Source organism: Mesorhizobium sp. NZP2234 (assembly GCF_013170765.1).
Taxonomy (GTDB): domain Bacteria; phylum Pseudomonadota; class Alphaproteobacteria; order Rhizobiales; family Rhizobiaceae; genus Mesorhizobium; species Mesorhizobium loti_D.
In genome coordinates, this window is record NZ_CP033364.1 from 616,215 (window position 1) to 630,856 (window position 14,642).

At 58.3% G+C, this 14,642-nt stretch carries 14 protein-coding genes and 1 pseudogene; 8 read left to right on the forward strand and 7 right to left on the reverse strand.

What is annotated here, in order from left to right; all coding sequences use genetic code 11:
- Positions 1 to 113: 113 nt before the first annotated feature.
- The 3 genes from EB230_RS02850 to EB230_RS02860 form a co-directional block, all read right to left on the reverse strand.
- Positions 114 to 743, reverse strand: coding sequence for an isoprenylcysteine carboxylmethyltransferase family protein (locus EB230_RS02850; protein ID WP_172371266.1), 630 nt, complete (start codon positions 741 to 743; stop codon positions 114 to 116).
- Between the two features lie 103 nt (positions 744 to 846).
- Positions 847 to 2,136, reverse strand: a complete 1,290-nt coding sequence (locus EB230_RS02855; protein ID WP_056568655.1) for an ATP-binding protein — start codon at positions 2,134 to 2,136, stop codon at positions 847 to 849.
- A gap of 1 nt (position 2,137) precedes the next feature.
- Positions 2,138 to 2,824 carry a response regulator gene (locus EB230_RS02860; protein ID WP_172371268.1) on the reverse strand — a complete coding sequence of 229 codons (687 nt, stop codon included), beginning with the start codon at positions 2,822 to 2,824 and terminating at the stop codon, positions 2,138 to 2,140.
- A gap of 920 nt (positions 2,825 to 3,744) precedes the next feature.
- Here EB230_RS02860 and EB230_RS02865 point away from each other — a divergent pair.
- The 3 genes and pseudogenes from EB230_RS02865 to EB230_RS02875 form a co-directional block, all read left to right on the forward strand.
- Positions 3,745 to 4,758: a phosphatase PAP2 family protein gene (locus EB230_RS02865; protein WP_244494012.1), complete on the forward strand. Its 1,014-nt coding sequence runs from the start codon at positions 3,745 to 3,747 to the stop codon at positions 4,756 to 4,758.
- Positions 4,759 to 4,840: 82 nt separating this feature from the next.
- Positions 4,841 to 5,926, forward strand: coding sequence for a phosphatase PAP2 family protein (locus EB230_RS02870; RefSeq protein ID WP_172371279.1), 1,086 nt, complete (start codon positions 4,841 to 4,843; stop codon positions 5,924 to 5,926).
- Positions 5,927 to 6,482: 556 nt separating this feature from the next.
- Positions 6,483 to 7,218, forward strand: a pseudogene (locus EB230_RS02875) (integrase arm-type DNA-binding domain-containing protein); the annotation flags it as partial.
- A gap of 208 nt (positions 7,219 to 7,426) precedes the next feature.
- Here the strand turns inward: EB230_RS02875 and EB230_RS02880 are convergent.
- Genes EB230_RS02880 through EB230_RS02895 form a run of 4 tightly spaced genes read right to left on the reverse strand, consistent with a single transcriptional unit; the run spans position 7,427 to position 10,031 of the window.
- Positions 7,427 to 7,846: a hypothetical protein gene (locus EB230_RS02880; RefSeq protein WP_172371281.1), complete on the reverse strand. Its 420-nt coding sequence runs from the start codon at positions 7,844 to 7,846 to the stop codon at positions 7,427 to 7,429.
- Between the two features lie 56 nt (positions 7,847 to 7,902).
- Positions 7,903 to 8,898, reverse strand: coding sequence for an HAD family hydrolase (locus EB230_RS02885; RefSeq protein ID WP_246738903.1), 996 nt, complete (start codon positions 8,896 to 8,898; stop codon positions 7,903 to 7,905).
- A 12-nt stretch (positions 8,899 to 8,910) separates the two neighbouring features.
- Complete coding sequence (locus EB230_RS02890; protein WP_155772471.1) at positions 8,911 to 9,243, reverse strand: hypothetical protein; 333 nt, start codon at positions 9,241 to 9,243, stop codon at positions 8,911 to 8,913.
- Complete coding sequence (locus tag EB230_RS02895; RefSeq protein WP_172371285.1) at positions 9,240 to 10,031, reverse strand: DUF2092 domain-containing protein; 792 nt, start codon at positions 10,029 to 10,031, stop codon at positions 9,240 to 9,242. The genes EB230_RS02890 and EB230_RS02895 overlap by 4 nt, the downstream gene beginning before the upstream one ends.
- A gap of 504 nt (positions 10,032 to 10,535) precedes the next feature.
- Between EB230_RS02895 and EB230_RS02900 the strand changes: the two genes are divergently transcribed.
- From EB230_RS02900 to EB230_RS02920, 5 genes are all read left to right on the forward strand, one after another.
- On the forward strand, positions 10,536 to 10,745 hold the full coding sequence (locus EB230_RS02900) for a hypothetical protein (RefSeq protein WP_244494010.1): 210 nt from the start codon (positions 10,536 to 10,538) through the stop codon (positions 10,743 to 10,745).
- A gap of 135 nt (positions 10,746 to 10,880) precedes the next feature.
- Complete coding sequence (locus tag EB230_RS02905) at positions 10,881 to 11,741, forward strand: hypothetical protein (protein WP_172371287.1); 861 nt, start codon at positions 10,881 to 10,883, stop codon at positions 11,739 to 11,741.
- Positions 11,742 to 11,826: 85 nt separating this feature from the next.
- Positions 11,827 to 12,735 (forward strand): transporter, encoded by a 909-nt coding sequence (locus tag EB230_RS02910; protein WP_056568633.1) that lies wholly within the window; start codon positions 11,827 to 11,829, stop codon positions 12,733 to 12,735.
- Positions 12,736 to 12,762: 27 nt separating this feature from the next.
- Positions 12,763 to 13,974, forward strand: a complete 1,212-nt coding sequence (locus tag EB230_RS02915; RefSeq protein ID WP_056568631.1) for an alpha/beta hydrolase — start codon at positions 12,763 to 12,765, stop codon at positions 13,972 to 13,974.
- Between the two features lie 138 nt (positions 13,975 to 14,112).
- The gene (locus EB230_RS02920; protein WP_246738905.1) at positions 14,113 to 14,592 is read left to right on the forward strand and encodes a DUF202 domain-containing protein; all 480 of its coding nucleotides are present in this window, start codon (positions 14,113 to 14,115) and stop codon (positions 14,590 to 14,592) included.
- Positions 14,593 to 14,642 lie beyond the last annotated feature (50 nt).

The following is a 14,642-nucleotide window of genomic DNA, read 5'->3' on the forward strand; positions in this document are numbered from 1 at the left end:
TAACGGCGGTAAAGGCAGTGTAAAGTTCGGTAAAACATCGCAAGCCGCCGTCTTCGCTCGCCTGGGCAACCGCCAGGCTCGACGAAACCCGTTTCACCGGCGGGCAGCTTCCATCAAAAGAGGTGGAGCACGGGCTTAAGGAGATTTGCGAATTGCAGCGACTCGATCAACTCGGAGCCGGGGATTGCCAATAGAAAGCAACAACCGTCGATAGCAGTACGCTTCAGCACGGCTGGGTCGAACGTCGGGAGCAACCGATGCTCCACGTCGCCGGCGCCTCGTCCAAAGCGAGGGAAGAAGGCGGGAACCTCGCGGCAATATTTCCGGTAGGCATCGCCGAAAAATCCTACCAGAACAGTCGATTCGCGGGCTGAGACATAGGCGAATACCAGATACCCAAACAAAAAGTAGAAGGCCCCGATCGCGAGCGACCCAAAAGTCAAGCCTATGCCGGCAAGACCCAGGGAAGAAAAGAAGTACAACGGATTGCGGGTGTATTTGTAAGGGCCGTTCGTGATGAGTTCCAGATTCTTGCGTCCGCCTATGTACAGCGATGCCCAGCACCGCCCGGCGACACATATGATGATAAATGTGGGCCCCATAAATTCGATGGCTTGGCGAGGAAGAGTCTCCGGCGGCCAAGCGCTCTGCACCAATAGGATCGGCATCAGAAGCAACGGGGCGGCCAGCCAGAGGAACCGCATCCTCTTGCCCTGCTGAAACACCGCCGTGGTCACCGACATTGGTCCGCTTTCTCGCATTTGAAGAACCGGGGTCACCGCTCAGCTTTAGCGATGCCAGCGTTAATGGCCGTAAAGGCAGTGTAAAGATGGGTAAAACTTGCGATCAGCCTCGATCATTCGACGGACTGAACATCGCCGGCTGCCGGGGAATCTCCAGCATGATGGCCAAGCCGCCGACGTCCGGCAGCGACGCGTATACTCGCCCTCCATGGCACTCGATAGCCTGTCTGGCAATCGCAAGGCCAAGGCCGTACCCGCCTCTCGGCGCCGCGTCATTCCCGCGGGAGAATGGCCGGAAGATTCGTTCGAGTTCGTCACGCTTGACGCCCGGCCCCTGATCCGCGACGCACACCTTGAGGAGGTCGTCCGTCGTCTCGCATTTCACGGTGATCTGCGAATGTTCGGCGGTGTATTTGATGGCGTTGCGAATGACGTTTTCCAGCGCCCGGTAGATCAGCTCGCCTTCGACCTCGGCAAGAAAGCTGGCGTCGATATTGGTGGTGATCGAAACCTCGTGGGCCTGGGCTTCAAACGCCGCGTCGCCAAGGATTTCGTTCAGAAGATCGATGACGTCCAGCCTCTGTGTCTTCAATGGGAGACGGGAACCGGCCGTCAGCCTGGCGAGGGTCAGCACTTCGCCGACAAGCGCATCGAGCCGTTCGACCTCCCGATCCATGCGGTCCAGCATGGCGTCGAGTTTCGCCGGACTCTGCCGAAGGACACCCCCGACAGCCTGCAGACGCGACAGCGGGGAGCGCAGTTCATGCGACACGTCGTGGAAAAGTCTCTGCTGTGCATCCTGCAGTTCCTGCAGCCGCGCGGCGCTGGAATCGAAATCGTGCGCGAGCGCCGAGACCTCGTCCTTGCGACCTGCCATCTTGTGCCCGATGCGGATGTCGAAATGGCCATGGGCGAGCGCGCTCAGGCCGTCGCGCAGGTGCACGACGGGACGAATGAGATATCGGGCGAGCGCGGCCGCCGATATCGCGCTCGAAATCAGAATACCGAACCCCGGTACGAACGGACCAAGCTTGTCGAGAATGACACTATATTGCTGGGGCACCGAGATTCGGTAGCAAATCCCGTCCTTCAGGACGGTTCTTGTCTCCGCCGTGCTCCTGTCGCTGCATGCGCCGGATTCCGCGATCCTGGAGATCATAAGACCGACCGGTACCGTGTCCTCGCTTATGCGGGCAAGGCGTCGAGCGGCATCTTCACCGTCCTTGAGCAGTACGTTTTCAATCAGTTCGAGGACGACCTCCTGCTTCTGATGTGCCAGTCTCGAAGCGGAAGGAAGCGTTTCAAAGAAGTCGAGTGTCAGGATAATGACCGCGACGGACGCGGCAAGCGTCAGCCAGGTTATCACGAAGAACTTCTTAAACAGTCGGGGCATGTCAATCCAAAAGAAGTTGATAGCCCTGACCGCGAACAGACTTTATCCGTGACTGTCCATCTTCCCTGAGGCCGAGCTTCTGACGCACGCTGCTGATATGGACGTCGATGCGGCGATCGAACGGGGTCAGCGGCTTTCCAAAAGCCCGTTTTGAGATGTCCTGCTTCGATATCAACTGGCCGGCATTGCGAGCGAGAACCTCGAGCAGGCTGAACTCCGTGCCGGTAAGCTCCAGCGGCTTCCCCTCCCATTCGGCGGTTCTGTTGCCTGGTTGAACCACCAGCCGCCCGGCTCTCAGCGTGTCGGTGGCCGCGCCGGCCGCAGGCTGGTTCGCACGACGAAGAATCGCGCGCACCCTGGCCGCGAGTTCTCCTGGAGAGCAGGGTTTCGTCACATAATCGTCGGCACCGAGGTTCAGGCCGGATATCCGGTCGATGTCATCGCCTCTCGCCGTCAGCATCAGCACGGGAACCTGGCTCAGCTTCCTGATCCTTCGCAGGATCTCGATCCCGTTCATTCGGGGCATCATGATATCGAGCACGATCAGGTCCACGGCATTGCGCGCGGCCGCGGCAATGGCTGTGCCGCCGTCCGCGCCTGCCGCGACGTCATACCCTTCTTCGACCAGGTATTCCTGCAGCAGCGTCGTCAACTCGACATCGTCGTCGATGAGGAGGACCTTGTTCATCACATTCCGTCCGTCATTGATGCCGGTCACCCATAAGGCACAAACACCCGCCAGCGACGCGATTTTACCCAGCTTAACACAATTTGACGGCGCTTAACGTCCGCGCGACTATGCATGGACAGGCGACACCGGTCGCGTTCAACCAACGCTGGGATCTTCCGCCTTTATGTGGCTGCAGATTCAAGGCGGACGCGCGCGCCCAACCTTCAGGACAGGTCGCGTGCTTTTCAGGCCTGCTCGACGGCATTTTCTGGGACAGACGAAGGGGACAGAGCACAGACCACGCTGCTGGCTGATCAGGCCGCTCTGACAATGGTAGCTTCGCGCCCAATGCCGGCCGTCGCGGTCAGTCTTGCCACCTCCCGAAAGCAGACATGCTCGAACCCCGCAGGAGGTTGGTTGCACCAGAACCTTTTGCCCCCATTTCTGCCGATAGGGGTATGCACGCGAGGTCAAGGCAAGCCGGGCTATGTTTTGACCGCCGTGCCCGTCCCAGCACTTGGCTGCTTGCGCTGCCCGCCAAAGTGATCGAGACCAGTCGCGGATACATGGCCGGCCAAACCTTCGGCAAGAGGCTGTTCTCGTATCTTTTCCGGATTGCGGTTGATCCATAACAGTGGCAGCCCAACTTCTTCCTTTTGCTGCCATCTCTCCCGTCTAAACATGGCAGCGCCGGGACGTAGAAAATGACTGCGGGGAGCGGCAGTGCGGGAGCATCGATGCCTCATCGTCGCCAAGCGCATCTCGACTGCGCGCATTGCGATCGAGTTAAAGTAATCTATCAGTAATATTGACGTAGTATCGACAAACTACTTTATGCAAAACGTCATATTAGATACTGTTAAATTATGATGATCTTAAATTCCGAAGTCTGCCAGTACAGCCCGTCCGCAAAATGGTCGGTGAGATTGGCATTCTGCGTGAGCATCTATGTGCTCGCCGCATTCTTCCTTGATCCGCAATCGTTCGTGGCTCTAAGTCAGATCTACGCCGAAAAATTCCTCGTCGCCATTCCGATATTGTTGGTTGGAGGCGTTGGCAGCGCAGCTCTCATTTTCGGCCGCCAGGCACCGACGCGCTACGCCGTTGAACTGCTTCGAACGCGATGGCGGGGTTGCGTGCCGGTGCTGCTGTTCTTCCTCGTCGGCATGACCGCGTTTTCCACCTACAAGAGCGCGATTCCGAAAATCGTTCCGTTCTATACCGATCCATGGCTTGCCGACCTGGATGAGTGGATACACGGAGCGGCGCCATGGGAATTGGCGCATCGCCTCGATCACGATCTATGGGCGTTCTTTGTCTTCAAGAACTACGATGTGCTTTGGTATGCGCTGTGGTTTGGAACGGTTCTCTCCGTGGCTATGTGGTCGGATCGGATCGCACGGATTCGCTATCTCTGGGCGCTTGCGTTGACCATCTCGATCGTCGGTACACTGCTCGCACTTCTCCTGTCGTCCGCTGGTCCCATCTACTACGATTATTTCGTCGGTAGTGACCGCTTCGACGAACTAAGGGTGGCCATGTCGGCTCTGGAGTCCAGCGTCATCGTCCGAGAATACGCCGATTATCTTTTGACCTTGCACACGACAGGAAATGCAGGTTTGGGGGGCGGCATCTCGGCCATGCCCAGCCTGCACGTCGCCCTTGCCACCCTGAACGCCTATTTCCTTTCCTCCCTCAACCGCTGGCTTGGCGTTCTTGGTTGGATCTTCGCTGCCTTGATCATGTACGGGTCAGTGTACACTGGATGGCACTACGCGGTGGACGGCTACATCTCGATCGTAGTGGTATCGGTGATCTGGTGGGGGACTGGACGCCTAGTGCGCGAGCAGCATCATCTGACCCTCCCATGGATGGACACCGCCGTGTCCGAACCGTCGACCTCCGCGCTCTTGAAGAATGACCGCATCACTCCTGGGATGGACGCCTCGTAGCGAAAATTCCCCTACATACTGTTCCTCTGAATATACGTGCCCGGCCAACGCGAAACCTGTTCGAACGCTCGATATAGTTCTCATGGCTTCTTCCGAAATCACGCGAGACCTTGCGCCAGAAAAGCAGCTTCCGGCATGGCTCGCTTACGCGAGGCGCTGCAACGCGATGCTCTGCGCAGTGATCTTTGCGTTCGTCTTTCTGACTTTTGTGGTCGCAACAATCAGCGGCGATTCGATCCTGCCCCATGTCTTCGAATATGCCGAGCGGGTCGTGCGAGCCTTTCTGTTGTTGAGTTCCGCCCTTGTCATCTGGGCTTGCTCAGGCGCGATCGTACAGGGTCGTCACGGATCACCAGTCAGCCTCGCGACGGCTCGCATGAGAAACCTGGTTACGTCGAACACGCTTACACGGTTTCTCTACGCCAGCGCCATATTGGTTCTCTTCATGGCCGCCTTCCTCTACAACAAGATGTTGATCCCGGTTGTGGCCCCTTTCCAATGGGACGAGACCTTCTCGCGTTGGGATGCAGGTCTTTTGGGCGGGTACCAGGCCTGGCAGATCATCCAGCCGGTTGTCGGCGTACCGTGGATGACCGTGCTCTTGGACGTGGCATATTCATCATGGGTGCCGGTAGTCTTCCTGTTCTGGGGCGGGCTGTTCGCCAGTCCGCGCGTGCCGGAGCCGATACGTGTCCGCTATTGGTGGGCGACGATCATGTCCTGGCTCCTGATAGGCTTGGTGATGGCAACAATGTTCTCTTCCGCGGGACCTTGTTACTTCTCGGAAATCGTACCGGGCACGCCCTCGCCCTATGGCGATCTCATGCACTATCTCGACGGGGTGGATGCGGACTATTCTTTGTCTTCATCCTTGACCAAGGATTTTCTTTGGCAGGTCCATATCGGCACGTTCGACCTGCCCGGAGGCATCTCGGCCATGCCCAGTATGCACAACGCGCAGGCGGCTTTGTTTGCGGCGGTCGCGTACTCCCTCGACCGCAGGCTCGGCCATGTCATGCTGGCCTACGCCGTGTTGATCTTTCTCGGCTCGATTCATCTTGGATGGCACTATGCCGTGGATGGGATTGTCGGTGTTGTCGCGGCGCTCGCCATTTGGATTGCATGCGCAAAGGTGGCTAGGAGCGAACGGAAGTGTTCTGTTGAATAGCGGCCCTCACACCGAGAGGCGAAGCAGCAGATCGATAAGGGGCGGCCGCGCGCCGAGGGACTTGCTGGGCCGTTGAGACGGTGCGCCTTATCCAACCCTGATAGGCAGTTTGCAAGGTTAAATCAAAGCGCTGCCCTTTTGGGCATTGGTTGACCCTACAGGCAGCGCGAGCAATGCCGATTCCACGAAAAAGCCGTATCGCATGCGATGCCGGCAACGGGAAAATGTGCTCTTGGCGCGTCCCGCGTATCGAAAAACTGGCTTCGTGCTTACGCGAACCTAAGCGCATCCGGTGCGGTGGATTGCGTGAAGCCAAGTAGTCAACTGATATTCAAGGGAAAACTGGCGCACCCGACAGGATTCGAACCTGTGACCTCTGCCTTCGGAGAATGGATAGTGGCTTTCGCCGAAACTATCCGATTCTATCCGAATGCGCGCTATGCCTCTGAAATCACAAAACAAATTTGAAATCATTCTGCGCCGACGGTACGACGGGACGGCTCAAACCCCTCCCTGTCGTGCTTACGCGGGGATTCTGTCAAGGAGACACCCTAGCATGGCGAAGCTGACCAAACGAACCGTCGATGCCACCAAAATAAAATCGTCGGACTATGTGATATGGGACGAAGACCTGCCTGGCTTTGGCTTGCGTGTCTTTGCTTCGGGCAAGCGCAGCTACGTTGTACAGTATCGCACTGCTGGCCGCTCACGTCGGCCTGCACGGAGTTTGGACGCCTGAGGAAGCCAGGCGCGAGGCGAAAGTCCTCCTCGGCCAAGTCGCAAGGGGCGGCAACCCCGCCGAGGAGCGCAAGCTCGATCGCGAGGCGATCACGGTCAAGGAACTCTGCACCCGCTACCTCGAAGATCTCAAGAATGGCCTCGTGCTCGGCAAACGAGGACGGCCCAAGAAGGCGACGACAATCTCCACCGATGTCGGGCGCGTCGAGCGCCACATCGTTCCGCTGCTCGGCAGTCGAAGGGTGCGGGATTTGGCCAAGTCCGACATCACGCAAGCCATGAAGGACATCATGGCGGGCAAGACGCGCGCGAACGTCAAGACGGGCAAGCTGCGTGGGCGCGCGATCGTGCGCGGTGGAGCCGGTACAGCGGCTCGAACGATAGGGCTCTTCGGCGGCATTCTCAGCTATGCGGTCGAACTCGGCATCATCGATCAGAATCCGGTGCATGGCGTTCGCAAGCCGAAGGACAGGGTCAACGCTCGCCGTCTCAGCGAGCAGGAGTATCGCACCCTCGGTGATATTCTGAAGAAGGCGGTCGACGATGGGCAATACGCGACAACAGCCAAGTGGTCCAGGGTTGTGCGAAGGCTCGCTTGCAGCGCCATCGTGATTGCAAGCAAATCCGCGGTTTGACCCTGGGACAACGTGACGTTTATGGGACGGCGATTTGCCTGCAACCACTTTACGGACCGCGCCTTGTCGCTTTCGGTCGCGGGACATTTTTCGTGGGTTGGCTTCTTACCCAAAATCGACCGTCATTTCAAAATTCGCACTTGTAGTAGATGACGGAAACCTCTGGAAATTGAGGGTCGAAGCGCTCGAAATGAGTCTTGTCGATGACGCGGAACGATGCCGAGAAACTGCGGAAAAGAATAGCATCCGAGCAACTCAACAGCGCAGAGAAATGATCCCCATTCTGTGATATCTTCTCCGCAGTGCAACTGGAATTCGGTCCGAGGACCCTGCTGCCGGAGACGATGATTCCGGTTGTCAGCGTAGAACTACGGTCCTTGTATTCAAACCCCTTGCCTCGCTTCTTGAAGTTGTCTTCACATCCCGTCCCGTTCATCGTCCATGCGCCTTGCAGTGCCTCCATCGAGGCCGCGGCCACATGGGTCACTCCTCCGGCAAGCATGACGATTGCGGCCATTGCGCCACGAAACGGTTTTCCGATCATCATTCTCCACCTAGCGTATTTAGCTCTCGTGCATTGAATTCCCGACGAGGCCCGTGCGTTCAAGACGGGAAAACCACTTTCCAGTCCTGCTTCATGTCAACGACGACCCAATGGCCGTTGGCGGCTTCGCTTAGCGCCTTGTCCAACTTTCCGACCGGAGAGTCGCGATCGTAGGCATATTCGCGGTCACCGTCGGTGTGATGCACGATCCCCGTAAACCGCGCACCGCTTCCGGCGGCGGTCCACTGCAGCATCTGCAGATCGCCGTCGGAATTGCCGAACGCGAAGATGGGTCTGCGACCGATGAATTTGTGGATGCCAACAGGTTTCCCGGGACCGTCATCGACGAAGTCGATTTTGGCGTCCTTGATCAAAGCCGGTCGGCCATCTGCACCTACGACGTATCTGGTCAGTCCCGACGAACCGACGATCCTCTCCGGCGGGATGCCGTAAACCGCTTCCATCCAGGGACGCATGAAGTCGATACCGCCGCCCGAGACCACGAAAATCTTGAATTCGTTTTGGCGCAGGAACTCGAGCAGTTCCAACATCGGCTGGAAAACAAGCTCGGTATAGCCGCGATGGAACCGGGGATGCTTGGCCGTCCTGGTCCAATCGACGACAGCGCGATCAAACTGGTCGGTCGTCATGCCCGCGTGCGTCACTGCCACAATTTCGAATATCCCTTTCTCGCCCGAGCGAACCAGGCCAGCCAGATCGTTAGAAATCACTGACTTGAAAGGTTCCTGCGTCTGCCACTGGGGATGGTCAGGCGCGAGCAGCTTCACCCGATCCAATGCGAAGGCGAGTTGAGAATAGATTGGCTGTTCGCACCACAGGGTTCCGTCGTTGTCGAAAACCGCGATACGTTCGTCCGCGATGACAAAATCACGGGCGGACGGCGTCGTGACTTTGCCGACAAAGTCGAGGATCGAAGTTTTGACTGGCCCCTCATGCCACGAGGCGAGAGGTCCTGCTTGCGCGCGCACGGGCAGGACGGCGGAAAGCGGCAGGCCGGCAGCCAGTATGCCGGCGAGCACCGAGCGTCTGTCCATGATCGGGCTCATCTACCGAACGACGACTTCGACGTACACACCGCCCGATCTCGCATAATAGATGCCACCGCAATTGTAGTAGTAGTGCCCGTAGTAGAGACCGTAGACGCAGGCGGGGGGCAGCACGGCGATTTGCCGAGCGATGACGCGCCGTTCTGTCCGACGAACCGTGCGGCGCGCGACACCGGCATAGGATAGTGGCGTCAACGGACGACCGATCCTTGCTTGGGCGGTCGAAACCGGGTTTAGAACCCCGAGAAAAGCGAGGTCGGAAACGGGTCCGATTTCAGCGCACAGGAAACCACCAAAAATCGATGCCGTCAGGAGCTTGCCGAACCTGGTCATTGCTGGTCTCCGTCGTCTTCAGGGCTTGGAACCTCATCGATCTGCGCGATGTCGCCCAGGTCGACCTTCTTGGCGCCCGCCGGCGCCTTGAACTTGAAGTCGTTTGCCGCCACCGCGGACCCGAATTTCCAATCCCTGGTCTCAAGGGTGTATTGCGGGGCCTGCGACAGGTGTTTGCTGGTGATGACATACCGTCGTGGAACTGGCTGATCGCCAGTCTGGATCCATATCTGCCAGTCAACGTCATGAGAGCGGAAGGCGAGATACTCGCACTCGACGCCGTCGATGTAGGCGCTCGAAATATGCCGGGCGTCGGTGACCCCGTCCATAAGCGTATCGAACACGTTTGACGCCAACATATCGGCTCCTGGCGGATCAATGCCGGCACTCGAAAGTTGCTCACCTAGGTCGTCGAGAGTGCCCTTGGCTTCCACCTGGCTATAGACATTCAGGTTCTTGCCGAGGATCGACAAGGTCGTGCCGTCGAAGACTGTTTCCATGTCCGCAAAGCCGCCAATTCTCGACACGCTGATCTTGTCTGGCCTTTCAACATCGACCTTGCCGGAGCTTGCGAACTGAAGCTTTTCGAAATCGCGTGTGACGGCTTCCACGGAAGAGTCATAGCTGAACGAGAAGGTCTTCTGCTTGGCCATGTAGTCCGACATGGCCTTGAGCAAATCCTTTGCATCGTCGGCCATCGCGTTGCCGATCGGAAGGACTGTCAGGGCGCTGGCAAGAAGCCAACCGCAAGGACGGATGAGGGTTTTGGATATGACCTGTCTTGGCATCGCGAACTCCAGCGGTTTGGTGTGTCGCGCCGGCGAGGACTCCGACTGCGGAGCCGATCGCTGCGGCAGCTGCGCGTGTGACGGACTAACAAGGCAGGAAGCCCGCTAGACTGCCGAGCACATCTGAAAATCAGAGTAGGAATTGCACTCTGAGGCACAAGACTCCGCTGCCGTACATACCGATACGAAACGGTAACAGGCAGCGCTTCCTGCCGATGGGCTTCGCGGAACGTTTACGCTGATGACGGCGGTCCCTCACTGTGCCGGATAAGGCGGTTCAAACGCCGAGATCGTGACCTGAACGGCGCCTGGAGAACTCGGCTGTAACAGTAAAGTGCTGGCGTGCCTCTGCCGCTGCGACGATGATTATAGAAACGTGCTCCCTCCGCCGGCTTCTCATTTCTCAAGCGACATGACCGGAGTTGCCGTTGTTTGTTCATCCGGTTTGAAACTATGGCCATGCCTTCGGAACACGACCATGATCGTCGAGGCTTGATAAGGCTCATGCTGAAGATGCCGGCCTTGCGCGGCGCACTTCAAATCCGCAGCGCGACGAATGCCAATCTGCTCGGTTTGTGCGGCGCCTACGAGGATGCCAGCGCAGCGTTGGAGCGGTTGAGGAAGGAAACGACGAACTCGAATCGTGCCGCGATAGAGGAATACGAAGAGCTGTGTACCGAACTGGAAAACGATATCATCCGCATGTGCCAGTGATCAGTCAGGGACATCATGGCGGCGTGAGTAAGCCTTGCCTCTGTAACTGTAACGTACTTCGCATCCAGGCATTCCGATTCAATGGTGTGATGCGCCGAAAGCTTCCGGCGCGCAGCAGAGGGGTCGTGACCGGGGATGTTGATGGGGCACACTCGCTCTGGCGAAGCGCCAACTCCGCTGGCTGGCAATTTCCGGCCCCAGGGGCCGGGAGCTGCGGCTACAACGTCAGGCTCAAATTGCCGCATCCTCGCCATTGCCTTTGCTATTGCGCTACCCATTGCCGGCGGCGCCGAGGCCCAGGAGGCAAAGGATACGTCCGGGACGAACCCTGCCGTTCTGACACGGACCCTTTCGTTCTCGAACGAGTATCGATTCCTGCCGGGGGACGAATACTACGACATCACCAACATCCGTTACACCGAGCCGTTTTTCGACGGAAAGGCTTCGGTTCGCCTGACCTTGCCGCTTGATGCAACCAGTCTGACCGGCGACGACGAATTCGGCCTCGGCGACATGTCCGCGAAGCTCAGCTGGATCCCATATCTAAGCAGGCGGCAGGCGTTTATCCTCAGCACCGAGATCTACGCGCCGACCGCCTCCGAGGACGTGCTCGGCACCGGCAAATGGGTCGCGGCACCCGGATTGACCTGGGCTTATTTTGCCAGCCCGGAGGTCATCATCGCGCCAGCTTACATCCAAAGTTTTTCATTCGCCGGCGACAGCGCCCGGGCCAACGTCAATCGCGGCGATTTCGATCTTTACGTCGTCTACAAGCCGCACGCCAAACGCTGGTGGCTGACGTCGGACTTGACCGCAAGTTACGATTTCGAGGCCAAGACAGAACCCATGTCCTGGGAGGTCGCCCTGGGCTTCAATCTTGGCAAGCTCACGAACGGCGGCGCGATCAACGGCTACATCAGGCCAGGTGTCGGTATCGGCAACGACCGACCCTACGACTTCAACATGGAGGTCGGCGTTTCGCTGGTCAATTTTTAGCGACCAATGCGACCTCGGTGCAGAAAGGGAGACAATGACTAAAGCAAGATCACCTGCCTGGCTGATAACCGCGACAGCTGCTCTTGTGGCATTCGCTCCCGCCAGGCAAGCAAATGCCACCGAGGCCGTCGCGGGCCGCTATATCCCTGGCGCCTTCGCGGGCCCTGGCGCCGGCATTGTGCCGCCCACGCCGGGAGCAGCCTATTGGGCAATGTCGAACATTTATTACCACGGCGAAGCAAGTGGTGAGGTGCCCTTCGGCAAGGGTTCCGTCGCGGCGGGCCTCACAGGTGATACCTATGCAGCGATCCTTGCGGGGGTCTATGTGCCCGAGTTGCACTTGCCGGGAAACTGGACTTACGCCGTCCAGCTTGCCGTCCCGCTGGGCCGAACGGCGGCCTCCGCCGAGGTCGGCCCCTTCGGGACGGACCAGCACGTCACCGGACTTGGCGACATCGCTTTCGCACCGCTCGTGTTCGGCTGGCACAACGATGCCATGAATACGTGGCTATCGGCGTCTCTGACCATCACCGCACCTACAGGTGAATGGAAGGAGGGGGACCTCGCCTTCATCGGCATGAACTACTGGACATTCACGCCGGCGATCGGATTCACCTATCTTGTCCCGCAACATGGGCTGGATCTCTCGGCCAAATTCGGCGTGGACATCAACACCAAGAACCAGGACACCGATTACTATAGCGGCGCGATGGCCCATCTCGATCTCTCGGTCACAAAGGCCGTGACCGAGAACCTGTCCGTGGGTGCGATCGCAGGCTTCCTGGACCAGATCGAAAATGACCGTAGCACGTTCGCCGACGCCCATGGCGGTTTCAGGGGCAGTTCGATCGCCGTCGGGCCGCTGGTTAAATACAAGGCCAGGTTCGGCGAGAAAACCGAGGTCGATTTAACCTTGAGATGGGCTCATGAGGTCGAGGTCGAGCACCGCATGAAGGGCGACGCGGTGTTCTTCGACATTTCCGGGAAATTTTGAGCGGCGGGACACACCAGGTGCTACTCAATGTGCAACTGGGTTAGCAACATTGTCGCGGCTTTATGCCTGCTCACGCTGACGGCGTGCGGAGGGGGACCGGAAGGCGTGCTGGCGCCGATAGCCGCCAATACGCTGTCACCGTCAGCGTCTGACGTGACGATGTTGGTGGCGACCAGCCGCAAACCTTCCGGCGATCCTGCAACGTTGTTCACGGGCGAGCGCAGTCCGACACTCTCCTTGACCGATCTGACAATTTCAATTCCGCCAGGCCGTGCGTCCGGCACGGTCGAGTGGCCGAAAAAGCTGCCACCCAATCCCCAAAAGGACTTTGCAGTCGTTGCCGCGAAAAACCTCTCGGTCCCTCAGGCGGGCGACTGGCTGCATGCTCACAATGCGAACGGTCATGTGCTCGTCTTCGTTCATGGCTTCAACAACCGCTACGAGGATTCCGTTTTTCGGTTTGCGCAATTCGTCCATGACTCCGGGGCGAAGGTTACCCCGATTCTCTTCACATGGCCGTCGCGCGCGAGCGTCCTGGACTACAATTACGACAAGGAAAGCACCAACTTTTCCCGCACTGCCTTCGAGCGGGCATTGAAGGCTTTGGCCGATGATCGCAGCGTGACGGACATAACCGTCATGGCCCATTCCATGGGAACCTGGCTCGCCATGGAGGGGCTAAGGCAAATGGCACTGCAGGATGGTCGGGTCTCGCCGAAGATCAGGAACGTAATTCTTGCATCTCCCGACCTTGATGTGGATGTCTTCGGGCGCCAGTGGACCGAACTCGGACTCGAAAAGCCGAAATTTACGATCATGATCTCTCGCGACGATAGGGCGCTTGCGATCTCACGTCTGATTTCAGGCGATGTCGACCGGGTAGGCCAGATTGATCCGTCAAAGGAGCCCTACAAGTCGAAGCTTCAGGCTGCGGGAATAACGGTCATCGACTTGACCAACGTAAAGACGAACGATCGCTTGAATCACAGCAAGTTCGCCGAGAGTCCTCAAATCGTGGCGTTGCTGGGAGCTCAACTGGCCTCCGGTCAAATCCTGACGGACTCTCGAGTAGGCCTTGGCGACGGACTGGGCATGGTGATTGCCGGCACGGTGGGAACGGTCGGCAAGGTCGCGGCAACGACGGTCAGTGCTCCCATCGCGATCGTGGAGGGAAAGAGAAATGCGCCGGCTCCCGATCAGCTCGGGACAATTCTAAAGGCCGATCCCGCAGCAGAGTGATTTCTCCTCCTGCGGCAGTCAATGCCGCCAGTTCAGCCCTCCGGACACGTATCGTTACGGTAACGTACTTCGAAATCCTGCGGCTGCATCCAAGAGTGCTGGTCGATCTCGACACTGCCCGGTTCGCAGGATCCTGCAATGAGCGTTGAACAAGTCACCGCACAATCACCGTCCGACCGCATCAACACCGAACTGTCGTCGCGCCGTACCGGCATGTCGTTCCAGCGCACCCGCATGAGCGCCGACCGCACCCTGATGTCTGTCATCCGTACGGCGCTGTCGCTGATCAGCTTCGGCTTCACGATCTTCCAGGTATTCCAGAAACTCAGAGACGCCGGCACACTCGCCCATGCCGCGGCCCCGCGTAATTTCGGCGTCACGTTGGTGCTGCTCGGCATCTTGATGCTCGTTGTCGGGATTATCTACCACATCCTGTTCATGGCCGGACTTCGTCATGAGCGTAAAGCCATGCGCGATGCCGGGCTGATCCATGGCGAAAGCGGCTATCCCGTTTCCTTCACGCTGCTCACAGCCGTGATCTTGCTCCTAATCGGTCTCGTGGCGATCAGCAGTATGATCTTCAACGTTGGACCATTCACCGACGGGACCGGCGGCTAACGGGTCGATCCGCGCTTCTCAATCACGTCATCGAATGAGCTTTGTTTTCA

Bases quoted from the DNA above. Each gene is read 5' to 3' on its own strand.
- EB230_RS02850 (WP_172371266.1), bottom strand. From the start codon at position 743: ATGTCGGTGACCACGGCGGTGTTTCAGCAGGGCAAGAGGATGCGGTTC.
- EB230_RS02885 (WP_246738903.1), bottom strand. From the start codon at position 8,898: ATGGACAGACGCTCGGTGCTCGCCGGCATACTGGCTGCCGGCCTGCCG.
- EB230_RS02870 (WP_172371279.1), top strand. From the start codon at position 4,841: ATGGCTTCTTCCGAAATCACGCGAGACCTTGCGCCAGAAAAGCAGCTT.
- EB230_RS02890 (WP_155772471.1), bottom strand. From the start codon at position 9,243: ATGACCAGGTTCGGCAAGCTCCTGACGGCATCGATTTTTGGTGGTTTC.
- EB230_RS02895 (WP_172371285.1), bottom strand. From the start codon at position 10,031: ATGCCAAGACAGGTCATATCCAAAACCCTCATCCGTCCTTGCGGTTGG.
- EB230_RS02855 (WP_056568655.1), bottom strand. From the start codon at position 2,136: ATGCCCCGACTGTTTAAGAAGTTCTTCGTGATAACCTGGCTGACGCTT.
- EB230_RS02915 (WP_056568631.1), top strand. From the start codon at position 12,763: ATGTGCAACTGGGTTAGCAACATTGTCGCGGCTTTATGCCTGCTCACG.
- EB230_RS02905 (WP_172371287.1), top strand. From the start codon at position 10,881: ATGTTGATGGGGCACACTCGCTCTGGCGAAGCGCCAACTCCGCTGGCT.
- EB230_RS02860 (WP_172371268.1), bottom strand. From the start codon at position 2,824: ATGAACAAGGTCCTCCTCATCGACGACGATGTCGAGTTGACGACGCTG.
- EB230_RS02920 (WP_246738905.1), top strand. From the start codon at position 14,113: ATGAGCGTTGAACAAGTCACCGCACAATCACCGTCCGACCGCATCAAC.
- EB230_RS02880 (WP_172371281.1), bottom strand. From the start codon at position 7,846: ATGATGATCGGAAAACCGTTTCGTGGCGCAATGGCCGCAATCGTCATG.
- EB230_RS02900 (WP_244494010.1), top strand. From the start codon at position 10,536: ATGCTGAAGATGCCGGCCTTGCGCGGCGCACTTCAAATCCGCAGCGCG.